Below are 24067 nucleotides of genomic sequence, written 5' to 3'. Positions count from 1 at the left end.
TTGCGCAGGAATGACGAAACTACGAAAGCAGTAATTCTAATCCGGTAAATATTATTTTGTCCTTTGAAAAAGGCTACTGAAAAATAAGGTTCAATGCAAATTAATCTGATTTTAAGGTGAATTAAGCCGTTATTTCGTCTCGTTTTGAGAGATTCGCGATTTTGGCCAAGCATTTAAAACCGTTTTAACTAAGGTCGCCAAGGGAATGGCGAAAAAAATTCCCCAAAAGCCCCAGATTCCGCCAAAAACTAATACGGACAAGATAATCACAATGGGATGTAAAGCCATAGCTTCTGAAAATAACAAAGGCACTAATAAATTCCCATCCAAAGTGATAATTATGGCGTAAACAATCATTAAATACGCAAAATGAGCGGATAAGCCCCACTGCATTAATCCCACGATAACGATGGGGATGGTGACCACTATCGCCCCAATGTAAGGAACAATCACCGATAATCCCAGTAAAACCCCTAACAAAAACGCGTATTGCAATCCGAGTAACGCAAATACAATAACGGCGACAATGCTCACAATGATAATTTCGATAACCCGACCGCGAACGTAAGCACCGATTTTTTGATTCATCTCATACCAGACGATACGAATAAGCCCCCGCCGTTCTGGCAGAAAACGACTGAGCCAATTGCTGATGCTTCCACCGTCTTTTAAGAAGAAAAAAACCAACAACGGCACCAAAACTAAATAAAGAATTGCTTCGATAATTCCAGGAATTGAGGCTAACGAAAAAGATAAAATGAATTGCCCAATGCGAGCCGATTGTTGGTGCAAATAACCGGCTAAATTAGCGATTGGATCGGTCGGAAATAGTTTGGGATAACGATGCATATAATCCGTCATCCACGCCTGACCTTTCGTAATGGCTTTTGGAAATTCATGAACCATACTCGCGAGTTGCTTCCACATTAACGGTAGCAATCCAAATAAGGCCAGCAAAAAAATACCTAAGAAAAAAAGATATACTATAGTAACTGCCACCCAATGAGGGAAACGCCAGCGCTCTAACCATCGCACTGGCGAAGCGAACAAATAAGCGAGAACAACGCTAATAACGACGGGGAGCAAGTATTTACCAAAAAACTCAATTAATAAAAATACAAAAAGCAAAGTGAAAAACAAGGCTAATGCTTCTGGATCTGAAAAATGCCGCACAAACCAATTGGAAATGTCCTGTAATATTGGATTTTTCGTATTACTCATCAGTGATCTCGATTTCTTTCATTAACTTTATCATTGATACTGCAGCATCCGCCCAATCAGCTCCTTTATTACCTCGCTGGCCACCTGCGCGGGCGAAAGCTTGTTCCTTAGTAGTTGTGGTTAACACACCGAAAATAATCGGAACCTCATATTCCAACGCCACTTGCTGACAACCAAAACTGACTTGCTGACACACGTAGTTATAATGATCGGTTTCGCCGCGAATAACCGATCCCAAACAAACTACCGCGTCATAATGCTTCAATTTTGCTAACCGCTTTGCAACCAAGGGAATTTCCACAGCACCCGGCACCAACACGGTTTTAACTTGATTCGCTTGGACGCCTAATTCAGTCAACCGCTGCAAAAAGCCATTCAGCAACTTTTCCGTAACGGCACGATTAAATTGACTGATCACAATGGCAAGTTTAAAAGATGATTCTGTCATTTTGCTTCCCCTATGAGGTTCAACAAATGGCCCAGCTTTTCCCGCTTTGCTTTCAGATAATCAATGTTATCGCATGTGGGCGCAGTTTCCAACGCGACCCGTTCAGCGACAGAAATGCCATATTGCATTAAGCTTTCTACTTTATTCGGATTATTCGTTAACAATCTAATTTCCCGGATCCCTAAAACTCGCAACATTTGCGCGGCCAAACCATAATTCCTTAAATCAGCTCCAAAGCCGAGATGGTGATTGGCTTCCACCGTGTCTAAACCGGCTTCCTGTAAAGCATAGGCTTTTATTTTATTCGCTAAACCAATACCCCGTCCCTCTTGGCGCAAGTAAAGCAAAACACCCCCTTGCGTTGCAATTTCATCCAAGGCTGCTTCCAACTGATCGCCGCAATCACACCGCGCGGAACCAAATACATCGCCCGTTAAACATTCAGAATGAACACGCACTAAACAGGGTTTATTTTCCTCGATTTTCTGATTAACCAAAGCAACATGTTCTAAGTGGTCCACCCGACTGCGAAAAGCTTTAATAGTAAATCGGCCTCGATTTTTAATTGGCAGGAGGGATTCTGAAACCTCATCAATGAGTGTTTCATAGTTAATCCGATAAGTAATAAGATCCTGAATACTCACTAACGGCAAACGGAATTGTTTAGACAGAAGTTGTAAATCGGGCAACCGCGCCATGCTTCCGTCTTTATTTAAAATTTCGCATAAAACAGCCGCGGGTTTTAGCCCTGCCAGACGGCATAAATCCACACTGCCTTCCGTGTGGCCGAATCGCGAGAGCACACCTGCGTCGTTGGCTTTTAATGGGAACATATGTCCGGGCATGATGATGTCTTCAGGTGTACTTTTCTCATCGATGGCCACTTGAATGGTACGCGCGCGGTCGTGGGCTGAAATACCCGTCGTAACATCATAAGCAGCTTCAATGGATACACCAAAAGGGGTATCGTAACGCGACCCATTTCGGTTTATCATCATGGGAATATTTAACCGCTCAAAATCGCTAGAGCACATTGGTAAACAAATAAGGCCCCGTCCATAAAGCGTCATGAAATTAATGTGTTCTGGCGTGGCATGTTCCCCGGCAATGATTAAATCGCCTTCATTTTCACGCGACTCATCGTCGACTAAAATAATCATTTTACCTTGGCGTAAAGCGTCAATCGCCGTTTCAATATTATCAAATGGTTTTTGCATGGGATAATGCCTCCCTTGTTTTTTGGACAATAATTTTAGTAATTAAATCAAATTCGATATTGACGATTTGAACTTCTTTCAAATCGCTTAAATTCGTTCGCTCGAGTGTATGTGGAATTAACATCACCGAAAAACAATCATCTGCTACGCTATTAACAGTTAAGCTCACGCCATTCACAGCCACGCTGCCTTTTGGAATGAGGTAATTCCACCACTCTCCTAAGCTATTCTTGAAATCCATCTGAATAAATTCGGCGTGTTTTTTTTGACTCGCGAGAATGCCTGTTTGGTCCACATGACCCGATACAAAATGCCCGCCCATTCGATCCATTAATCGTAAGGCACGCTCCAAATTGATCCGACCGCCGATCTTATAATCACGTGCTTTGGTGCACGCTAATGTTTCTGCCGATAAATCACAGGAAAAGGAGCCGAGTTTTTTCTGAGTGACCGTTACACAAACGCCATCGATGGCAATGCTCTCGCCAAGCTGCAAATCTGAAAATTGAGTGTCAACGGACAGCACGGTATGATCCGGCAATGCCTCTATCGACCGTATTTCACCACAATGATCAATAATGCCTGTAAACACTCTAATTCTCCTCAATGCGATTCCGTAGCTCGTATGAAGCGAAGCGAAATACGGGAAACCCTGTATTTCACTTCGCTTCATACGAGCTACGGTTAGACGCACTTCAGAGATTAATTTTTGGAAGGAACAAATAAAATCTCGGCATACCTTCTCTCATCCGGACTCTAACCATCGGCTCTGGAATTCAACCAGATCTGTCTCTTAAAAATAGAGACTCGCGGGCTTATTTCAAAGAAACCCACCGCCGGTGGGGACTTGCACCCCGCCCTGAAGGCGCTTTTGTGACTTCAATGTAGCAGAATTAGGTTCTTCAAGCAAATATAGACATCGGACTAATGAAGGACCATATTTAGTCTCATACAAGGGGACTGGCCATGAAAATTTCCTACCGCATAAAACCGATTTCTTATCTTAAAAGCAATACCGCTGAAATCGTCCGCAATATTTCTGAAACTCGAGAACCGATGCTGATTACTCAAAACGGTGAAGCGGAATTCGTTGTTTTAGACGTAAAATCCTATGAAAAATATGAAGAAACTTTGTCTCTTCTTAAGATCCTATCCTTAGGAGAGAAAGAAATTGAAAAGGGTCAATTTCGTTCTACCAACGATGTATTTGCAATTAGGATAAAGATTAAATTTAATGAACTATAAAGTTGTCTTTCTCCAACAAGCACAACTCGATCTTAAAGAAGTCAAAAATTATATGATTAATAATTTTTCGAAACGAACCTGACGCACCAGTTATGAAAAAAAAATAAAAAATTATTCATATACTAAAACTATTTCCATATGCTGGTAGCATTCCGCCAGAGCTGGAAACTTTAAATCTAAGTCAATATCGTCAAGCTATTTCTCACAAAAACCGAATTATTTATGAATTAAAAGAAAGCATTGTCTATATTCATATTATTTGCAACGTTAGAAAGGATATGAAAAATTATCTTCTCCGGCGATTTTTCAGAAGCGAATCTCTACCATAACATCTTCTCCAAATTGACGCCACTCCACTGGATATCCGAAAAAAGAAAATGGTAGTTGGAAAGCAGGCATAGCGGTTGAACCAAGAATTTTGGGGGCGATATAAATTAAAGCACGGTTAACGAGATTTCTCTTTAAAAAAGATTGAAAACATGTTCCACCCGCTTCAATCCATAAATCCTGAATGCCATCATTGCCGACGACGTCAAGCACCTCATTTAAGTCTAATCCTTCAGACCTGTGAGCGATTTCAATGCAGCGAATATTTTTCTGCATTAGCCTTTGTTCCTGTTTTTTATCAGCTTCATTTCCATGAAATACAATTATCGATTCAGTAGTTTGATGAATTAGCGCATTGAGCGGCAAACGTAAACGCGTATCCAAAATATAAATAGGTTTTTTTATTTCTTCACCCTGGAGACGGATATTGAGTTTAGGATCATCTGTTAAAATTGTATTAATCGTTGTTAATAACGCATCGCTTTTCTTTCGCCGCTCGTGAGTGTATTGTTTTAACCCTTTTCCAGTCAAACGAACTGGCTTACCTTCGTTACCTGCAATTTTCCCATCCAAACTCAGCGCCAATTTGGCCGTCACCCACGGGCGTTTATGTTTTATCCAATAACGATAACTTTCATAAAACGCGTTAATTTCAGGCAATTCTATTAAAAAACAATTCACTCCTGCGCGTTGCAACTGCTCAATACCTCTGCCACAAACAGCTAAATTAGGATCATGCAAACCGTAATAAACGGCTTTAATCCCTGACCAGATAATTAAATCCGTACACGGAGGCGTTTTCCCAAAATGACAGCAAGGTTCTAGGGTGACATATAAAGTAGCCCCGCGAGCCTTATCACCCAGGGATTTTATCGCTTCTACTTCAGCATGAGGGAGTCCACTGCGTTTGTGAAAACCCGTTGAAAGGATTTGATCATCTTTAACCACCACAGCACCCACCGAAGGATTAGGAGCACAAAAACCCCGCCTTATTTCTGCTAATGAAAGCGCTTTTTTTAAATAATCAAGCGAAGAATCATTCATTTCAGTAACTCTGGATTATCGCTAAAAACGGCATCGAATCCTTAAGATAATAAATCGGTTGCTAATTGGCTGTTATTCACTGTGTAAGCCAACAAATAGTAAGACGTTTGTTTAATCATTTTAATTCTCTCAGCCGTCAATTGTTTACAATTCGGATAAATTGACACACATTGATTAGCGGCCAAAAGCACCTCCCAATTATCTCGCCATCGGTTAGGAAGATACCCTAACAAAAAATCGTCACTTTATTCTCGCATTGCACGCAAACAGGCCAGTGCTCTTTTAATTCTTGAAACACTTGTTTGGCCAAATCAGATGCCTGAAAAAGCGTGGCTTTTAGTTCTATATTAACTCCCAAATTTAATGAAGCCGCTTCTTTTAAATATTCCGCAAAAATAGGCACTCGTTCATTGGCAAATTAGGGGTTAAACCAGCTTTCCGCATCAATTTCAACAATATTGAGCATAACGCGCTTTAAGAAACCATTCCTCGGCCGTTGGTCGTGCGGCCTAACCCCGAGGGATCATGAAAAATAATCGCTTGCCCATCGCGCGTTAAATGCACATCGAACTCAACCCATCGAGCGCCGAATCGCTTAGCTTCTCGAAGAGCTGCCACTGTATTTTCAGGGGCACTCAATGACGCACCTCGATGAGCAATTACTTTTGGTAAATTAAGTTGGATGGTTTTCATTTTAATATGCAATGACATAGAACAAGCCTAACTCTTACATATTATCAAAATCCTTGCTACTATTATGCCAATTTTTCCCTAGAATTTTTCTAGAAGGATTTTATTTTATGCCCAAAACATTGGCTCATCATTACTCGCATGAAGGGCTTATGCGCTACGCTCGAATGCTGGGTTTTGGTGACATCCACGTTAAAAACGATTCCCAAACGGGTTTACAAGCCATTATCGCTATCCATAGCACCAAACGCGGACCTGCTATCGGCGGTTGTCGCTTTTTTGAATATTCTTCCCTCGGGTTAGCGTTAAAAGACGTTATCCGTCTTTCTTACATGATGACCTTAAAAGCGGCCGTTTCCGACCTGCCTCACGGCGGAGCTAAAGCCGTGATTTTAAAACCTCGTGTTATTCCTGATCGAAAGGCTCTTTTTCGTTCTTTTGGTGATTTCGTTCATGACATGAACGGCCGCTACATCACTGCGATGGATGTTGGAACAACCACCGATGACATGGATATTATTGCGGAATCCACCTCTCATGTGATCGGTGCCGCAGGAACGGATGAGCTGCAAAGCGATCCCTCCCCTTTTACTTCTCGCGGCGTTTTTCAGTGCATTAAAGCAGCGGTTAAATTTAAATGGGGACGTGATGATGTTGAAGGCCTGCATGTCGCTCTCCAAGGGGCGGGGAAAACTGCTTATTATCTCGCACAATTGTTGAATCAACACGGCGTTACTATCTCCATTTGCGACCCTAAACCCGAAGCCACTGAACTTTTTGTAAAAGAATTTCAGGCAACCGTGGTGGAACTGGAAAATATTTACGACGTCCAATGCGATATTTTTTCGCCTTGCGCGGTGGGTGGCGTTATTAATTTAAATACTTTAAATCGAATTAAAGCCCCTATTATTGCGGGTCCCGCCAATAATCAACTCGCTCATCGCAAATATGGTGCTATCGCGCAACAGCGGGGATTTCTCTACGCGCCTGATTACGTCGTCAATTCCGGAGGATTGATTCAAGCAGCCTCCATCCACGACTACCATAACATCGAGATCGCTAATCAACTCATCGAAAAACTGTACGATCGTCTTTTAGAATTATTTGAACGTGCTGCCAAAGAGAATAAGCCGACAAGCGAGGTAGTTGATTTAATTGCAAAAGAAAAATTGGCCGACACAACTGATTACTTGGAAACTGTATGACCCCAAAAACTACGACCGTCGCCAATTTCACCATTCGGCATTTACAATTTCTTGATGCTAACAGCAATCCTACCCAACCCTTTCCCGACTTCGCCGATCCTGATACGCTGCTTTATTTATATCGCCGAATGGCTTTGATTCGCCAATTGGACAACAAAGCGATTAATTTACAGCGAACCGGAAAGATGGGGACCTACCCTTCCTCCCGCGGACAGGAAGCGGTGGGCATCGGGATGGGGAGTGCCATGCAAAAGGAAGATATTTTTTGCCCTTATTACCGGGACCAAGGAGCGTTATTTGAACATGGGGTCAAATTATCCGAAATTCTAACCTATTGGGGGGGGGATGAACGGGGCAGCCGGTACGCGAATCCCGACGTTAAAGACAATTTTCCGAACTGTGTCCCTATCGCTGGACAACTTCTTCACGCCGCGGGAGTAGCCTACGCGGTGAAATACCGCAAACAAGTGCGTGCGGTCCTGACCATCTGCGGGGATGGCGGTACTTCCAAAGGCGATTTTTACGAGGCCATCAATTTAGCCGGTTGTTGGCATTTGCCTTTAGTCTTTATTATCAACAACAACCAATGGGCAATTTCAGTGGCTCGCGGTAAACAAACTCATTGCCAAACATTAGCTCAAAAAGCAATCGCCGGGGGATTTGAAGGCTGGCAAGTGGATGGGAACGACGTAATCGCAGTCCGCCACGCCGTTTCCAAAGCTTTAGAAAAAGCCCGCGATGGGGGAGGACCGACCCTAATTGAAGCACTCTCTTATCGGTTATGCGATCACACCACTGTCGATGATGCCACCCGGTATATTTCACAAGAAGAATGGAAAGTCGCTTGGCAAAAAGAACCTATCGCGAGGTTAGGGTATTATCTTGAGTCCCAAGGTCTTTGGTCACGAGAAAAAGAAGCCGTTTTACAAAAAGAACTTGCGCAAGAAGTTGACCGGGTGGTAGAAGAATTTTTAACTATACCGCCGCCTAAAGCCACGGACATGTTTGATTATCTTTATGCAGAACTTCCGGTATCGTTAAAAAAACAGCGGGAGGAATTGGCTGATAATAAACCCTTTCCCTAACCCCTCTAGCAAGCGGGAAAGGGAATTTAATTAACTGCTCTCCCTCTCCCCTCAGGAGAGAGAATTAGGGAGAGGGGGTTAAAAATAGAGCATATCATTACCCACAAAGAGTAAGGCAAAAAACTTAAAAACTCCGTCATCTCGCCGCAGGCGAGGATCTGGCGTACCTGTGCGCAGTGCACCTTCGGCGCGCCTGGATTCCCGCCTTGCTATGACGAAGCTAAAATTGAAAGGCTGTAGGATGTAGGACGTGGGTAATGATATGAAACAGAGAGGCACACCATGGATAAAATCACACTGGTTGAAGCCGTCAATCAGGCCTTATTCTACGAAATGGCTAAAGACGACTCCGTTATCGTTCTCGGGGAAGATGTCGGGATTAATGGTGGGGTTTTCCGCGCCACCGTTGGGTTGGTGGAAAAATTCGGGCTACACCGCGTTTTGGACACGCCATTAGCCGAAAGCATGATTGCCGGTATTTCAGTGGGGATGGCGACTCAAGGTTTAAAACCCGTCGCTGAATTTCAATTTGAGGGATTTATTTATTCGGCCCTCGATCATATCTTAAGTCACGCTGCCCGATTACGTAACCGAACCCGTGGACGTCTCCATTGTCCTATTGTGTATCGAGCCCCTTTTGGCGGTGGCATCCATGCTCCGGAGCATCACTCGGAAAGTATGGAAGCGCTTTTTGCGCACATTCCCGGCGTACGAGTCGTCATTCCTTCTTCACCCGCTCGGGCGTATGGTTTGCTATTAGCATCTATCCGCAACCCTGACCCTGTCCTTTTCTTTGAACCCAAACGGATCTATCGATTAGTAAAACAAGAAGTTCCCAATGATGGGAAAGCGCTGCCGTTGGATCAATGCTTTTTATTACGCGAAGGTGGCGACATCACTCTCGTCACTTGGGGAGCAATGATCAAAGAAACATTGGAAGCGGTCGAACAATTGAAAGAGCAAGGTATCGAGGCTGAAGTCATCGATGTCGCTACGATCAAGCCAATTGATATGGATACGATATTACAATCCGTCGAAAAAACCGGCCGCTGCGTTATCATTCACGAAGCTCCGCTTACTGGCGGGGTGGGCGCCGAAATCGCTGCAGGTATCGCTGAACACGGCTTGCTATCTCTAATGGCTCCCGTAAAGCGAGTCGCTGGGTATGACACGATAATGCCTTATTTTAAGCTCGAAAAAAAATACATGCCGAACTCAGATCGAATTATCAAAACCGTCCAATCATTAATGGAGTTTTCTTAATGAAAATTTTTAAATTACCTGACCTTGGAGAGGGATTGCCCGATGCCACCATTCGAGAATGGTATATCACCGTGGGGGATGAAGTGAAGATCGACCAGCCTTTATTGGCTATGGAAACAGCAAAAGCATTGGTGGACGTCCCTTCTCCCCTTGCTGGCAAGATCAAAAAATTATTTGGTGAAGTTGGCGATGTTATTGAAACGGGAAGCCCCTTGATTGGATTTGAAGGCGAAGCTGAAACCGAAGAACCTAAAGATGCCGCCACTGTCGTTGGAGCTATTGAAACAGGCCACACTGTTTTGGAGGAATCAGGCGCGGGTATCCCCGTTAAAAAAGCGGCCGAGAAAAAAATTTTTAAAGCCACCCCCGCCGTTCGTATGTTGGCCAAACAATTGGGCGTTGATCTTACCACGATCATACCTAAAGGCTCACTAATTTCTGCCGAAGAAGTCAAGCAAGCCGCCAAAATTACTAAAACGGTCAAGAGCCCTAAAATTGAAGGAGAACTTACTCCATTACCCCCCATGCGGCGAGCCATGGCCCAAAGCATGTCTCAATCCCATCGAGAGGTCGTTCCCGTGAGCTTGGTGGATGACGCCGATTTGTCTACCTGGAAAGGCGAACAAGATATCACCCTGCGGATTATCCGCGCAATCGAAGCGGCTTGCCAAGTAATGCCCATTATGAACGCTCATTTCGACGGTGAGACTCTGAGTTATAAACTGAATGAAGCGATTAATATTGGAATAGCCGTGGATACCCCTCAAGGACTGTATGTTCCTGTATCAAAAGGCGTCAGCCACCAGGATGATACAGCGCTTCGAAACCAAATCAATCGCTTCAAAGAACTCGCTCAAAGCCGCAGTTTCCCACCGGAAGATCTGCGCGACGCTACGATCATGCTTTCCAATTTTGGCACTTTTGCGGGACGTTATGCCAATCCTATTCTCTTACCACCTATGGTGACCATTATCGGCGTTGGCCGCACCCGGGATGAAATCGTGCCTGTTGATGGCAAACCCGCTGTCCATCGGATATTGCCGCTTTCAGTAACAAGCGATCATCGAATAATTACAGGAGGCGAAATCGCCCGGTTTTTAAAGCAGCTAATTGATTCGCTCGAAAAAGCTTCCTGATTTTACAGCGATAGAAATTCATAACGCTGGGCTATTTTCTATATAATCAGCGACACCAGCTTTCTAAAAAATTAAAGCGTTTAAAAAAAGAGAAAATTTTAAACAATCTGTTTTAGTTTCAAAAAATTTCTCTGGAAATAAAGAAAGATAATATTAAATGTCTCGATAGGAAGAGGTTTATAAAAACTATGAGGAATAAAATTTTCTTATTTTTTAATTCTGTAAATTATAAAATAAGAACTTTCTCTTTTATAAAATTTTTTTTAATTTTCACTTAATTTTTTAATCGACTTCTGTTATAAATAGGGGTTAAAGCTTATAAATTTTTTTAAAAATTCTTAAAATTAGTTCATAATTTAATATCTGAGGTCCAGTTATACGTGTAACTCTGTCAAAACTGATCAGAGGAGTTTTCCCGTGAAACAAAAAATTACTAATTACTTTACTTCTCCTAATAATGACGGAGCTGCTGGTAGACACAACGTCGACCGCCGATGATTTTTTTGAAAAATTGGAAAAAGAGACTATAAAAATTATTATAGAAACTCCTCTGATTTATCAATTTGACCGTCTTAATGATAAAGAGCTACAAATATTTGCCCAACAATTTTATTACTACGGCTACCATTTTTCCCGTTTTTTAGGGATTAGTATATGGCGGTCGTTCGATGATAAAATACGATCCGCTGTCGCTAGTAATTTAATTGATGAGCTTGGTATCATCAGTTCGGAGAACATTGACCCTGAACAATCTCATATGAATATGTTTATTCAATTTGCTAAAGTTGTTGGTCTCAATGAAGTCGATTTAAAAAAACTCTTATCCTCATGATTATACGAACGAAACTCTCAACAAGATCGAAAATTTACTCATCCACGCTCCTTTTATGGAAGCATGGGGTGTATGTTACCCGGCTTAGAAAATGCCCTAATCCATTATAGTTACAACATTTATAAAGGATTACAAAATCAACACCGATTTACTGAAGAATCACTTTATCACTTTAAATTATATTCGGTTCTAGATAAAGAGCATGGAAACAACTTAAAACAAAGCTTAGTCCCCCACTTAAAAGAAAGTAAGATAAATCGAGAATTATTACGAAAGGGTGCCTTAATGGCAGCAAAAGCCCAACGTGATTTCTTTAATGGCTTACAAAAAGGCTTTAGTCTTCTGTAACCCCCATGAATTACAGAACTATATTAATTTTTTCCGTAAAAGCATTCTTTGTTCCGAGGGTTTAGTTAGAACAACTTGATAGCTGCCAATAATTACCAGCAAAATTACGATTATTGTCAGTAGAGTAATGTTTTCTTTCCACAATATCCACCCTACAATAACCGAGAAAATAACGCGCTACTATAAGTAGTTATACTCAATTGACTCACCGCTTCTCTGCTGCATGCCAGATAAATTAACCGTTGCTGGATAAGCATCAAAATTGCATTTGTAATTAAAATTACCCATTGAAACAAGGTAGGAGTTTTCCATGCCATAATAGCGAATAGTAGAGTAGCTAGGGTGGCTGTTGTTGCGTCTAACAATTGTTTCGCGCCGTGACGTCTTACTGCCGTAGAAGCGATCGCTAAGAACAGAACAAAAACCCATAGTACTGGAACGCGCAATGCATATTGCATCAGAACATAAAGCAATAGACTAGTTGCACAGAACCCCATAAGAGTTGATACGCATTCCACTTTCTTATCGACCTTTGATTTTTCACCGTACAAAGCTTTTAGCATTTGAACGGAAAATAATGCAAAACTCCCTGTCCCAGTTAAAGTTGCTGCTGAAATCGCAATTCCTTTCCCGAGACGATGGTTTAATTCTTCATAAACAACGAGCACATAAACCAAGGCAGGCGAAGGACTCATGGCCACGATGCTCCCTTTAATAATTTTATTTACCCATTCACCAGCGCGCGAGCCTTCGGAAGCGTTTGACAATAACGGAGTTCCTTCCTCTACCTCACTTTGCGGAGATTCAATTGTTTCCCATTCTCCACACGCTTTTTCCTATAAGTATTTTAACTTCTCTAGCAAAGGTATTTGAGGCTCAAAAAAGAGCTTCTTCCGCGCTCGTCCACTGCAATTCCCTCGCCCTTTTAAAACGAGTCTTTAATTGATTACGTTCTTTGTTAATTTGAGGATCATCCGCAAAACACCAACGCACCGCGCGGTTAATCAGTTCGTTAAAAGCCTCGCGGTTCAAAACCGTTAATGATACAAAAGCAGAGAACGCAAAAACCATATTCCAGGGAGAAGGTAGATATTTCAGCGAGAATAAAACTTGCGCCAGCGAACTCGCCGGAGAGTTAATAAAATTATTAAAACCACCTAAGGTTGACCTCACAACGCGATGATCCTCTTCCATCAGTTTTTTCGCTTTTTCGGGCATTCCAATGCTGAACAAGCCGATGGCAAGCAAATACACTTAAACCGGATATGATAATATAAGAGGTACAAGCAAAAATACCGCCTAAAAATTTCGAGGGCCAGCCCTCAGAATCACCGAAAGAAACGTCTGTTTTAAATATTTTATTAAACACTTTATTTAATAAGCCAACGGCTGTATCACCAAAACGCCATCCTAATTCAATTGTCACGACTGACCCTGCAAAGCTAACGATATAAAGAATAGCCAGGATTATTTTTGCACTCACGGGTTGCGAGGAAGATCGATCAAAAATTCCTGCCGTTTTTATCCAACTTAGAAAAGCGGCCACATAAGGGTCACTTACACCTAATGAAGGATCGAAATGAACGTCCGACCGTCCTTCATTTTCGGTAGGGCAACGTACATAACGTCCTCCTCTTTTTCCTCTAGCATATTTATCTCCTTCTCTAATTAAAATAGATAATCTAAAAGTGCTCTTCTAATTTCTTCGACGGTTACCGGCTTAGTAATAAAACCATTCATGCCGGCCTTGAGACATTTATTTTTCTCCCGATCAAATACGTGCGCCGTCATTGCTAGAATTGGAACCAGTTTCTGGCTATTCGCCATTTAGCGAATTTCACGAACTAAAGCATACCCGTCTTTATCAGGCAAGCCAATATCCGTACAAATTAATTCATAGCTTTCATTAAACTTTACTAAAGCTTCATTGGCGTTTGAGGCGGTGTCAACTTTATAGCCAAACTCTTCTAAAAATATTTTTTCGATATTTTTTGATAACTTATCGTCTTCAATTAATAAAACTCGGACTTTTCGTTCCTTCAATATTTTTAGCCTTTAGCCCTCATCAAGGACTTGAGTTTTTTCCTTCATATTTATCCCACAATCATGATGAAGAAAAAAACACGCCGCAATGGTGCTAGAATGGATTCATCCCCACAACCCTGTATTCGATAAAGAGCTGCGAGAATATCTTTTTACGGATAAGCCTATTGTGGATCACCATTCGGGTGAATAAACGCGAATAACAATGAGAGCAACCTGGGTTGAATAGAAAATCAAAATCCCACCCTGCTCTCTCAACCCACCCACTTTCGCGCGTTTTTGAAAATTCGCATCCAGGGACTCATTTCGGACCATTCTTTGGGGTGCCAAGAAAATTGGACGGTGCGAAAAACGCGTTCGGGATGCGGCATTAAAATAGTGATGCGCCCGTCAGGAATAGTAAGCCCAGTAATGCCTTTGAGGCTGCCATTGGGATTAGCGGGATAATTTTCGGTGGGCTGGCCGGCATAATTCACATAGCGCAAAGCAATAAGTTCTTTATTTTCAAATTCTTGTGTACCTTTCTCAAAAACAACACGGCCTTCCCCGTGCGCTACGGCGACAGGTAACTGGCTCCCAGCCATCCCTTGAAAAAAAAGAGAAGGCGATTGCGGGATTTCTACCATCGACAATCGCGCCTCAAACTGTTCCGAAGCGTTTCGTTGGAAATCCGGCCAATGTCCAGCACCGGGAATAAGTGATTTTAAATGAGAAAAGAGCTGGCAGCCGTTGCAAACCCCTAGCGCAAAACGATCTTTGCTTTCAAAAAATAGACTGAATTTATCGCGTATTTTGGGATGCATTAAAATAACTTGCGCCCATCCGCGCCCAGCGCCTAAAACATCTCCATAAGAAAAACCCCCACCGGCAATCGCTCCTTTAAAATCCATTAAATTAACGCGTTCATTTAATAAATCACTCATATGAACGTCAACGCTTTCAAAACCAGCTAAATGAAACGCTGCTGCTATTTCTCGATGACCATTCGTACCTTGTTCTCGTAAAATTGCAACGCGCGGTCGTTTACCGCCATTAATATAGGGAAGCGCAATATCTTCGTTATTATCAAAAGTTATTTTTGTAAATAATCCAGAGTCTTTTTTATCTAGCAAACCATCATATTGTTGTTTGGCACACTCGGGATTGTCGCGAATGGATTGCAAACGATAGCTCGTTTCGCTCCACCATCGTTGCAAGGTTGTGCGAGTTTCTTGGTAAAGCGTTTGACCCCAGAAATTAAAAATAATTTCATCCAATTGATTTAATTCACCAATAACATGGCTGTGGGCTTGTAATTTATACGATTTTAAAATTTCAAAAACGATATCAATATCTTGTTCTTTGACCTGTATCACCGCGCCCAATTCCTCATTAAAAACACTGGCTAAAGCGTCATCGCCTAAAGAATCCAATTTTATAGTTATACCAACATGAGCGGCGAAAGCCATTTCGCAAAGCGTTGCTAATAATCCGCCATCGGAACGATCGTGATAAGCAAGTAATAAATTTTTTTGGTTGAGTGATTGGATCGCTTCAAAGAAACCGCGCAATAATAGAGGATCATCGACATCCGGTGGTTGTTTTCCTAATAAATTATGCGTCTGGGCCAAACAAGAGCCGCCAAGGAAATTAGCGCCTTGCCTTAAGCCGATTAATAACAATCTTGTTTCACCGATATCTGTTTGTAGTTGTGGTGTTAGCGCATGGCGGACATCGCTAACCGGCGCGGTAGCGGTAATAATTAATGATAAGGGCGCAGTGATAATTTCTTTTTCCAATGAGGTCCTCATGGACAAAGAATCTTTCCCTACCGGAATACAAATGCCTAAAGCGGGGCATAATTCTTTTGCCACGGTTTGCACAGCCTCATATAAACCCGCGCCCTCCCCCGGTTGATCGGGGGCGGCCATCCAGTTAGCCGATAAAACAATATCTGAAATAGCTCTAATCGGGGCGGCTGAAATATTAGTAATCGCTTCTCCTACTGCCATTCGAGCAGAAGCAGCAGGATGGATAATCGCGATGGGTGAACGTTCACCCATCGCCAATGCTTGCCCTTCGTAACTCGTAAAACTGTGAGTAGTGACAGCAACATCAGCAATTGGTATTTGCCAAGGCCCCACCATTTGATCGCGCGCTACCATGCCTCCAACAGTTCGATCACCAATCGTGATCAAAAAACTTTTGTCCGCAACACACGGATACTGTAAAACGCGTTTGACTGCATCAGCCCAATTAATTTTCGAAATATTCCACACCATTTCTCTCGAAAAAACAAGTTTATCTTCACGCTTCATCGACGGCATGTCCTCAAACAAAAAAGAAAGCGGGAGATCGATAGGACGATTATGAAAATGTGCATCGTTGAGGATTAATTTTTTTTCCTCTTTCGCCCACCCTACTACTGCAAAAGGACAGCGCTCTCGCTCAGCAATACCACTAAAAACTTTCAAAGATTCAGGCTTGATGGCTAATACAAAACGTTCTTGGGCCTCGTTACACCATATTTCTAGAGGACTCATTCCCAGTTCCGCATTCGGGATATGACGCAATTCAAATTCACCCCCACATTCCGTCGCATGAACCAATTCGGGAAAGGCGTTGGATAATCCGCCGGCACCGACGTCGTGAATGCTTAAAATGGGATTATCATCGTCTAGAGATAAACAGGCGTTGATAACCTCTTGCGCTCGACGCTGCATTTCGGGATTGGGCCGTTGAACGGAGGCAAAATCCAATGCCTCTGTTGATTCTCCACTTGTACGAGATGAGGCAGAGCCGCCACCTAAACCTATGGCCATCGCAGGGCCTCCCAACACTATCAACAAAGCCCCTCTCGTAAAAGGTTGTTTTTCAATTTGAGACTCGCGAATGTGTCCGATACCACCCGCTATCATGATGGGTTTGCGATAACCCCATTTCAAATTTTTAGAAGATAAATGCTCTAACGTTCGAAAATAGCCACAAATATTCGGGCGTCCAAATTCATTATTAAACGACACAGCCCCAATTGGTCCTTCGAGCATAATGTCCAATGCCGACGCCAATGTTTTTGGCTTGGAGTCCGAGTGAAGGGATTTTTTTGAGTACTCTTCTTCCCACGGTTGTAAAAAATCAGGAATTCTTAGATGAGAAACCGAAAAACCGGCTAAACCCGCTAGGCTTTGCGCGCCACGCCCGGTGGCCGCTTCATCACGAATTTCTCCGCCACTGCCAGTAGCAGCTCCTGCGAAAGGTGCGATGGCGGTGGGGTGATTATGCGTTTCTACTTTTAGAACGGTGTGGAGGCACTCTGTTTGTTTTTGATACGAATAATTGCTGGGATTAATAAAAAAGGATTCGCAATTAAAGCCTTTTATCACGGCGGCATTATCTTTGTAAGCCACTAATATCTTTTCAGGATGAGTTTTATAAGTATAGCGAATCATCTCAAATAAAGATTCTTTTTTTTCTTTTCCATCGATGATCCACTGAGCGTTAAAAATTTTGTGCCGGCAATGTTCAGAATTAACTTGAGCAAACATCATCAATTCGATTTCAGTGGGATTACGATTTAATTGGTGAAAAGCACGTAATAAATAATGGATGTCATGCTCGCTTAACGCGAGACCAAAATTTTGATCGGCTTCTTTTAATGCCGCTTCTCCTTTTTCCAATACTAGAATCTCATTGAAAGTTTTTGGCGCGGGATGTTGAAATAATTGAGCTAAATCTTCCGCATCGAATAAAAGCGATTCCGTCAAAGGATCGTATAATTCAGAAGCGACTTTCTCAATGGCTTTTTTATCGCGTTTGGTAACGCCTTCAATAATAAAGTAAATACCGCGCTCAATTCGATTAATGGGAATTTCGCAATTATGAGCGATATCCGTTGCTTTAGATGACCACGGTGAGATCGTGCCCAACCGAGGCGTCACCCAAGCTGAAAAATTTTCAGGAGACTCTGGATAATCGGAAAAATAAGCTTTAGGCAATAAGTGTTCTAGACGTTCTTGATCAACGCGACTTAAGCGTTTTTCAGCATCGATAAAATAACCGTAGGTTGCTTCAACGGATTGAACTGTATTTTGCTTTTGTTTCAGACGGGAAAGAATTTGTTGCTGTCGAAAGGTAGTATAAACGTGAGAGCCTTGCAAAAACAGCATAAGTGATCCCAAATCATCGTATTTTAACAAAAATCCAGTAGCCCGTCTAGAGCGAAGCGGAATACGGGAAATAATATTGCAATCTCGTATTCCGCTTCGCTCTAGACGGGCTACTGGATTTTTATTTCTTTTTTACAGAAATTAAATTTACTTTAAAAATTAAAACTTCATTCGGCTCAATAACTCCCGGTGCGCCTTGTTCACAATAAGCCAATTGCGGCGACACGTAAATTTCCCATATTGCCCCTGGTTTCATACGAGTTAATGCTTCTTGCCAGCCTTTAATAACCCCTTTTAGGGGAACGTCGCCGGTTGCCCGCATTTATAGGAGCTGTCAAACACAGTCCCCCATTTATCATCAGAGATCTCCTGAATTATGAGTTTAATGACGTCCATCTTAACAAGGAAAGCTTGAGAATCCATCTTTCTGCTAATCCTCCATCGCCATAAGCAAAGCATTTCCGCCGACTGCTGTCGTGTTGATAGTCAGTATGCTTTCTATGCAAAAACGGGGAAGATAATGAGGACCACCCGCTTTGGGACCTGTACCAGACAACCAACTACCCCCAAAAGGTTGCATCCCTACCACGGCGCCAACCATATTCCGATTAACGTAAATATTTCCTGCGTTAATACGCTGCTGGATATAATCAACTGTTTCATCTATGCGGCTTTGGATGCCGAAGGTTAAACCGTAACCCAACCCGTTGATTTCTTCGATAACTTTAGTCAAATTTTCTCGCTTATAACGAATAACATGCAAAATAGGTCCAAATACTTCCTCAGTAATCAGTCCTAAATTAGGCAATTCGTAGGCTTGTGGCGCAACGAAAGTCCCAAAATCGGTTTCCTGAGGCAAATCCACTTTATAAATTAATTTCGCTTCTTTTTGCATCAATGCTTGGTGCTTTTGCAGCGTTTTTTGCGCGCTAGCATCAATAACAGGACCGACATCCGTGGATAGGAGCAGGGGGTCGCCCACTTTAATTTCGGCCATTGCGCCCTTTAGCATCCTAATAACATCATCCGCAATATCTTCTTGAATATACAAAATTCGAAGTGCTGAACAGCGCTGTCCAGCACTATCAAAGGCAGAAACAATGACGTCATTAACTAACTGCTCGGGTAAAGCGGTCGAATCTGCGATCATGGCATTAATACCGGAGGTTTCTGCTACAAAGGGCACGATCGGGCCCGGGCGGGCGGCCAATGTTTTTTGAATATGTCGCGCGGTAGCATCTAAACCCGTGAATATCACGCCACTGATTTTGGTATCCTCGATAAGCGCCTGACCCACGGTTTTGCCCGAACCCGGCATTAACTGCAAAATTTCTTTCGGCACACCCGCTTCATGAAACAACCGCGTCACCAGCGCGCCAGTTAAAGGCGTCTGTCCCGAGGGTTTTGCGATAACGGCATTGCCAGTCACTAAAGCGGCGGCAATTTGCCCTGTAAAAATAGCAATGGGAAAATTCCAAGGGCTAATACATAAAATAATTCCACGTCCATTCATCCGCAGGGTATTACTTTCACCCGTGTAACCCGGCAAAATCTTATCACTTAAATGCTGTTCCGCCTGCTCAGCATAGTAACGACAAAAGTCTGTCGCTTCTCGAACTTCTGAGAGTGCATTTTGCAGCGTCCTTCCACCTTCGCGAACCACCACTGCCATTAATTCCGCTTTATGTTTTTCTAATAAATCGGCCATTTTTCTTAAAATAGTCACCCGTTCGGAAATCCCTTTTTGATCCCAGTTTGGGAATGCTGAATGACCCGCTTGTATCGCTTTCTCTACATCAGATTCATTCGCAAGTTCAATTACCCCAATTTGGCGACGATTATCTGTTGGATCAAAAACAGGTTTACCATCTTTAATCTCCTGTAAAAACGGCGCTGCCTCCCATGCTTTTTCCAAAGCATGACGAATTTCCTCATTTAAAAGCATTAATTCAGCCAAATTACTTAAATCAATGCCACTTGAATTAATCCGCGTTTTGAAAATACCTTTAGGTAAAGGAATTTTCGGATTGGGAATATCAGCAAAGGCTTCGATTTTTTTGACTGGACTTTCAATAAGCTGATCAACGGGCACGCTTTTGTTAGCAATACGATTAACAAACGAACTGTTCGCACCATTTTCAAGTAATCGTCGGACTAAATAAGGCAATAAATCTTCGTGATGGCCGACAGGTGCGTAAACTCGACACGGTAATTTAAGTTTAGTGACAATGTAATGATGGAGCGCTTTACCCATACCCTGCAATTGCTGAAATTCAAATTCGTAATTATCGTAACGGTTATCCATAAGATTTAATATTGCCGCAACGGAATACGCATTGTGCGTTGCAAATTGCGGATAAATGGCGTCTTGTGCGCTCAACATTTTTTGAGCGCACGCAATGTAAGAAATATCTGTATTTACTTTCCGGGTAAAAACCGGGTAGCCACTGAGTCCTTCCATTTGCGCTAATTTTATTTCGGTATCCCAATAAGCTCCTTTTACTAAACGAACAGGAATGCGACGCTTTTGTCGTTGGGCTAAATCAATTAACCAATCAATTAAATAAAAGGCTCGTTTTTGATAAGCTTGGACAGCAAGCCCTAACCCTTGCCAATTTTTAAACACCTCATCCGTAAAAAGCGCTTCAAAAATATCGAGAGAAATATCTAAGCGATCCGCTTCTTCCGCGTCAATGGTCATGCCGATTTTTTGTTCTTTAGCATGCAATGCCAATTCTTTTACTCGCTCAATCAAAAAAGGCACTGCTAATTCTCGTTTTTTAAAATCGTACCGAGGGTATAAAGCGGATAATTTAACGGAAATGCCAGGCGCCGCATGAATGGATTTCGTGGAATGACTTTTTCCTAAAACATTAATAGCACGATGATAGGAATCATAATAACGATCGGCGTCCTCTTGGGTGCGCGCCACTTCACCTAACATATCGTAAGAATGACGAAAGCCTTCTTTTATAGCGCTTTGTGAACGTTTGATAGCTTCTTCAATGGTTCGTCCCAAAACAAAATGTTCGCTCATTAATTTCATTGCTTCACGAACTGCTTTACGGATGACCGGTTCGCTACTTCTGCGAACGAGATTACGCCAAACATTTTTGAATTGTCCATCTTTTCCTGTCTTTAAAATTTTTCCCGATAATGCAAGTCCCCACATCACGAAATGCACAAACGAAGATTCTCTAGCACCTACGTATTTATCCCATTCTGCACTCGTTAATTTATCCCGAATTAAAAGGTTCTCGGTTTCTTTATCCGGCACGCGCAGCAAAGCTTCTGCTAAGCACATTAATAAAATGCCTTCTTCAGTGGATAAATCATATTGCATCATGAAACCTTCGATACCGCCCTTTTCACTCTCTTGTTCCCGCACCGCCGTTACCAGCTCTTTGGCCAAACGACTGACAGCTGCTTCCAACCGGGGAGTAAAAGCGATTGTTTTCAGAAGGTGGTTAACGCATGTAGTCTGATCCATTCGATAGGTTTTATTTAACGACGGTCGGATCGCATTTTGCGCTATCGCTTTTTCAAAAAAAAGCAAGTGAGTATCAGTCATATATCCTCATCAAGAAGTTAATTTTGATTCCCGCGGCGTAGCCCGTATAAGCAAAGTGAAATACGGGGAGATGCACGGTATTGCTCCCGCATTTCGCTTTGCTCATACGGGCTACTTCTCATTTCTTTTCTTTAAAACGAACAATACTCTCCTCAAATTCTTTTTTCGCGGCCTCTTTATCTTCCCAACCTTTCACTTTAACCCATTTATTTGGCTCTAAATCTTTATAACGTTCAAAGAAGTGAGAAATGGCGTCTAATGATAAGGGAGAAATATCTTTTAAAGACTGAATAGCTTCATAAGCTCGGCAAGCTTTAACAACGGGTACGCCTAAAACCTTGCTATCTTCTCCAGCTTCATCTTCCATTTTCATCATCCCCACCGCTCGAACACGCATTAGCACTCCCGGCTGAACTGGCACAGGCGTTAGGACTAAAACATCTAACGGATCCCCATCTTGCGCTAACGTACTTGGCACAAACCCGTAATTACACGGATAACGCATTGATGTCGGCATAAACCGATCCACCGTCAAAAATCCCAATTCTTTATCGTATTCGTACTTAACCTCTCCCCCGTTGGCGGGTATTTCGATAATCACATTAAAATCATCAATGCCTTTACCGGCTGAAACAGGAAATGTCATAGGTCCCCCTAATTATTAACGCTTTTTAAAGCACAGTTTAATTTTTTTTAAACTTCGTCGTTCCCGACTTCGCAGGATGACGGGCTTTAAGTTTTTTGGCCTTTACCGCTTGTGGTAATGGTACGATTACAACAACACCCTCCACCGAGGAGGAATTGGGTATTCTCATTTCTAAATGGACGATAGTATATCTGGATTTGCACAGGCTAACAAATGCCAGACAGGGATTGCCCAAACATCGGTATTGGGAATTTGCTGCAATAAATCCTATCAACATATTTTGATGAAAATTGTCGAACTAAAAGTGCCTATAGCGAACTAGAGGAGAAGGCTAGTGGACAAAAGACGTATAACTATCACTAACACCAAACGCTGGGGGAAGCTCATAGTCCGGAGGAGAAGAAGGAACCGAACCAGAAGCCTGAGCCTGAGCCGGATTCGGTAGAGTACACTGGTGAAGGCTGAATAATAATGCCCCAGAAGATCTTTTAGCTTTCTTACGATTAAAAATGCGTTCTTGCAGATCATCCCTATTACAATTATCTTTTTGAACTTTTTCCAAAAATAAAACTACGTCTGCTGGTCTTTTGGGACCTAAAACTTTATGAAACATTAAAGGGGTTTCATAAAGTTTAGTAAATTCTAAATAAGCTTCAAAATCATCTCCTGTTAATCGATAACCTAGAGCAATTTGCAACACTCTACCAAGGAATTCTTCTTGCTCCAGTTTGTTCTCTCTTAAATTAATTTACTTTTTAGTTCTTTATCTTTTGTAAATAATTCATACACCGCTTCATAAAATGCAGATGGTTACTGCCCCATGCCGCCCACTATTTTCTCACAACTCAGCAAGATAAAATCTTTGTCCGTATATTCTTCTCCACGGTGTTGACGAATTCTCCATCGTATTCTGTACAAACCCTCAAATTTGTTAATCGCTGCGCTCATTACTGGTAAAGCCTCACCAGCCTCAAAAGAAGGATCTTCAACTAACTTTAAGAATGAGTTTAACCTAGCAACAAGATTATCAGTTACTGAAGAAATTAAGTTTTTATGATTTGTTAGCCGTTTTAACATCCATTTAATTAATTCTTTTTTAGGTTCTACTAGGTTAGCTCGTGCGGCCAGCCTGTCTATTGCCGGGAGAGTAATAGACTCACGAATCTACAAAGGAAGATCAGGCATGACTTCATGTATTTTACGCTACCAGCACTATTCTGACAAAAGAAAAGACGTAACGCCTCACTTTTCTCCTTTAGACCCGCCGTCGGCTCGAGTGCTGCTATAAGAATTTTTCTCATTTTAATCGCTGTCTCTACATTTTGATAATAGTGTGCTCCTAAGGTAATGCAACCAGAGCGATAGATTTCCAAATCATACCCTGCTTTCCTTTCTTTTAAATATTTTTCGACAGCTTTTAATAAATCTTCTAAAAGAAGATTATATTTTCCCTTTTCCCATTGTGGAGAATTTGTAAAGATTTGAAATTGCTTATTTTACGAGGCAAAAATTTCTTTCAAACTGAGTTGTATATCTCCTGCCGGCATTTTTGGTGTCAATAAACAAAAAGTACTGCCGCTCAGCTTAAATTCTTTCTATCT

Annotated in this window: 15 protein-coding genes, 8 pseudogenes and 1 riboswitch; of the genes and pseudogenes, 8 read left to right on the top strand and 15 right to left on the bottom strand. The window is 42.2% G+C overall.

What is annotated here, in order from left to right:
- Positions 1-129: 129 nt before the first annotated feature.
- Genes OWO34_RS03125 through OWO34_RS03110 form a run of 4 tightly spaced genes read right to left on the bottom strand, consistent with a single transcriptional unit; the run spans position 130 to position 3493 of the window.
- Complete coding sequence (locus tag OWO34_RS03125; protein WP_267256531.1) at positions 130-1221, bottom strand: AI-2E family transporter; 1092 nt, start codon at positions 1219-1221, stop codon at positions 130-132.
- The gene (gene ribH / locus OWO34_RS03120; RefSeq protein WP_267256530.1) at positions 1214-1669 is read right to left on the bottom strand and encodes a 6,7-dimethyl-8-ribityllumazine synthase; all 456 of its coding nucleotides are present in this window, start codon (positions 1667-1669) and stop codon (positions 1214-1216) included. Before ribH ends, OWO34_RS03125 begins: the two co-directional genes overlap by 8 nt.
- Positions 1666-2886, bottom strand: coding sequence for a GTP cyclohydrolase II (gene ribA, locus OWO34_RS03115; RefSeq protein WP_267256529.1), 1221 nt, complete (start codon positions 2884-2886; stop codon positions 1666-1668). Before ribA ends, ribH begins: the two co-directional genes overlap by 4 nt.
- A complete protein-coding gene (locus OWO34_RS03110) occupies positions 2870-3493 on the bottom strand; it encodes a riboflavin synthase (RefSeq protein ID WP_267256528.1) in 624 nt (207 codons plus the stop codon). The genes ribA and OWO34_RS03110 overlap by 17 nt, the downstream gene beginning before the upstream one ends.
- Positions 3494-3619: 126 nt before the next feature.
- Positions 3620-3757: riboswitch (FMN riboswitch) on the bottom strand.
- A 95-nt stretch (positions 3758-3852) separates the two neighbouring features.
- Between OWO34_RS03110 and OWO34_RS03105 the strand changes: the two genes are divergently transcribed.
- Together OWO34_RS03105 and OWO34_RS03100 are read left to right on the top strand one after the other, a co-directional pair.
- A complete protein-coding gene (locus tag OWO34_RS03105; RefSeq protein ID WP_267256527.1) occupies positions 3853-4131 on the top strand; it encodes a type II toxin-antitoxin system Phd/YefM family antitoxin in 279 nt (92 codons plus the stop codon).
- Positions 4121-4460 (top strand): annotated as a pseudogene (locus OWO34_RS03100) (type II toxin-antitoxin system RelE/ParE family toxin). Before OWO34_RS03105 ends, OWO34_RS03100 begins: the two are co-directional and overlap by 11 nt.
- Here OWO34_RS03100 and ribD read toward each other — a convergent pair.
- Together ribD and OWO34_RS03090 are read right to left on the bottom strand one after the other, a co-directional pair.
- Entirely contained in the window at positions 4438-5502 is a 1065-nt protein-coding gene (gene ribD / locus OWO34_RS03095) for a bifunctional diaminohydroxyphosphoribosylaminopyrimidine deaminase/5-amino-6-(5-phosphoribosylamino)uracil reductase RibD (RefSeq protein ID WP_267256526.1), read from the bottom strand. The pseudogene OWO34_RS03100 and the gene ribD sit on opposite strands and share 23 nt — an antisense overlap.
- 41 nt (positions 5503-5543) lie before the next feature.
- Positions 5544-6213 (bottom strand): annotated as a pseudogene (locus OWO34_RS03090) (glycerophosphodiester phosphodiesterase family protein).
- A gap of 35 nt (positions 6214-6248) precedes the next feature.
- Between OWO34_RS03090 and OWO34_RS03085 the strand changes: the two are divergent.
- The 5 genes and pseudogenes from OWO34_RS03085 (at position 6249) to OWO34_RS03065 (ending at position 12061) form a co-directional block, all read left to right on the top strand.
- Positions 6249-7397, top strand: a complete 1149-nt coding sequence (locus OWO34_RS03085) for a Leu/Phe/Val dehydrogenase (RefSeq protein WP_267256525.1) — start codon at positions 6249-6251, stop codon at positions 7395-7397.
- Positions 7394-8482, top strand: a complete 1089-nt coding sequence (pdhA, locus tag OWO34_RS03080) for a pyruvate dehydrogenase (acetyl-transferring) E1 component subunit alpha (protein ID WP_267256524.1) — start codon at positions 7394-7396, stop codon at positions 8480-8482. The genes OWO34_RS03085 and pdhA overlap by 4 nt, the downstream gene beginning before the upstream one ends.
- Before the next feature lie 282 nt (positions 8483-8764).
- Positions 8765-9745 (top strand): alpha-ketoacid dehydrogenase subunit beta, encoded by a 981-nt coding sequence (locus OWO34_RS03075; protein WP_267256523.1) that lies wholly within the window; start codon positions 8765-8767, stop codon positions 9743-9745.
- Entirely contained in the window at positions 9745-10881 is a 1137-nt protein-coding gene (locus tag OWO34_RS03070) for a dihydrolipoamide acetyltransferase family protein (protein WP_267256522.1), read from the top strand. Before OWO34_RS03075 ends, OWO34_RS03070 begins: the two co-directional genes overlap by 1 nt.
- Positions 10882-11338: 457 nt before the next feature.
- Positions 11339-12061: pseudogene (locus OWO34_RS03065) on the top strand (iron-containing redox enzyme family protein).
- A gap of 18 nt (positions 12062-12079) precedes the next feature.
- Here OWO34_RS03065 and OWO34_RS09725 read toward each other — a convergent pair.
- The 3 pseudogenes from OWO34_RS09725 to OWO34_RS03055 form a co-directional block, all read right to left on the bottom strand.
- Positions 12080-12411, bottom strand: a pseudogene (locus tag OWO34_RS09725) (EamA family transporter); the annotation flags it as partial.
- Positions 12403-13711 (bottom strand): annotated as a pseudogene (locus OWO34_RS03060) (CBU_0635 family Dot/Icm T4SS effector); the annotation flags it as partial. The pseudogenes OWO34_RS03060 and OWO34_RS09725, both read right to left, overlap by 9 nt.
- An 18-nt stretch (positions 13712-13729) precedes the next feature.
- Positions 13730-14149: pseudogene (locus OWO34_RS03055) on the bottom strand (response regulator); the annotation flags it as partial.
- A 5-nt stretch (positions 14150-14154) separates the two neighbouring features.
- Between OWO34_RS03055 and OWO34_RS03050 the strand changes: the two are divergent.
- Positions 14155-14297 (top strand): annotated as a pseudogene (locus OWO34_RS03050) (ferritin family protein); the annotation flags it as partial.
- Between the two features lie 61 nt (positions 14298-14358).
- Here the strand turns inward: OWO34_RS03050 and purL are convergent.
- The 6 genes and pseudogenes from purL to OWO34_RS03015 all read right to left on the bottom strand — a co-directional run bounded on the left by purL (position 14359) and on the right by OWO34_RS03015 (position 23543).
- A complete protein-coding gene (gene purL / locus OWO34_RS03045; protein WP_267256553.1) occupies positions 14359-18249 on the bottom strand; it encodes a phosphoribosylformylglycinamidine synthase in 3891 nt (1296 codons plus the stop codon).
- A 121-nt stretch (positions 18250-18370) separates the two neighbouring features.
- A pseudogene (locus tag OWO34_RS03040) lies at positions 18371-18597 on the bottom strand (FKBP-type peptidyl-prolyl cis-trans isomerase); the annotation flags it as partial.
- Between the two features lie 82 nt (positions 18598-18679).
- Positions 18680-21820, bottom strand: coding sequence for a bifunctional proline dehydrogenase/L-glutamate gamma-semialdehyde dehydrogenase PutA (gene putA / locus OWO34_RS03035; RefSeq protein ID WP_267256521.1), 3141 nt, complete (start codon positions 21818-21820; stop codon positions 18680-18682).
- 118 nt (positions 21821-21938) lie between these two features.
- Complete coding sequence (ppa, locus tag OWO34_RS03030; protein WP_267256520.1) at positions 21939-22466, bottom strand: inorganic diphosphatase; 528 nt, start codon at positions 22464-22466, stop codon at positions 21939-21941.
- A gap of 331 nt (positions 22467-22797) precedes the next feature.
- Positions 22798-23166, bottom strand: coding sequence for a hypothetical protein (locus OWO34_RS03020; protein WP_267256519.1), 369 nt, complete (start codon positions 23164-23166; stop codon positions 22798-22800).
- Positions 23167-23276: 110 nt separating this feature from the next.
- Positions 23277-23543 (bottom strand): hypothetical protein, encoded by a 267-nt coding sequence (locus tag OWO34_RS03015; protein ID WP_267256518.1) that lies wholly within the window; start codon positions 23541-23543, stop codon positions 23277-23279.
- Positions 23544-24067: the final 524 nt, after the last annotated feature.

Origin of the sequence: Coxiella endosymbiont of Ornithodoros maritimus (assembly GCF_907164965.1) — a bacterium.
In the GTDB taxonomy this organism is placed as follows: Bacteria; Pseudomonadota; Gammaproteobacteria; order Coxiellales; family Coxiellaceae; genus Coxiella.
The sequence above is the reverse complement of the archived record's forward strand: the minus strand, read 5'-3'. Positions and strand labels throughout refer to the sequence as shown.

Coding starts and splice junctions, on each gene's coding strand:
- OWO34_RS03125 (WP_267256531.1), bottom strand. CDS start 1,221: ATGAGTAATACGAAAAATCCAATATTACAGGACATTTCCAATTGGTTT.
- ribH (WP_267256530.1), bottom strand. CDS start 1,669: ATGACAGAATCATCTTTTAAACTTGCCATTGTGATCAGTCAATTTAAT.
- ribA (WP_267256529.1), bottom strand. CDS start 2,886: ATGCAAAAACCATTTGATAATATTGAAACGGCGATTGACGCTTTACGC.
- OWO34_RS03105 (WP_267256527.1), top strand. CDS start 3,853: ATGAAAATTTCCTACCGCATAAAACCGATTTCTTATCTTAAAAGCAAT.
- ribD (WP_267256526.1), bottom strand. CDS start 5,502: ATGAATGATTCTTCGCTTGATTATTTAAAAAAAGCGCTTTCATTAGCA.
- pdhA (WP_267256524.1), top strand. CDS start 7,394: ATGACCCCAAAAACTACGACCGTCGCCAATTTCACCATTCGGCATTTA.
- OWO34_RS03075 (WP_267256523.1), top strand. CDS start 8,765: ATGGATAAAATCACACTGGTTGAAGCCGTCAATCAGGCCTTATTCTAC.
- OWO34_RS03070 (WP_267256522.1), top strand. CDS start 9,745: ATGAAAATTTTTAAATTACCTGACCTTGGAGAGGGATTGCCCGATGCC.
- purL (WP_267256553.1), bottom strand. CDS start 18,249: ATGCTGTTTTTGCAAGGCTCTCACGTTTATACTACCTTTCGACAGCAA.
- putA (WP_267256521.1), bottom strand. CDS start 21,820: ATGACTGATACTCACTTGCTTTTTTTTGAAAAAGCGATAGCGCAAAAT.
- ppa (WP_267256520.1), bottom strand. CDS start 22,466: ATGACATTTCCTGTTTCAGCCGGTAAAGGCATTGATGATTTTAATGTG.
- OWO34_RS03015 (WP_267256518.1), bottom strand. CDS start 23,543: ATGTTAAAACGGCTAACAAATCATAAAAACTTAATTTCTTCAGTAACT.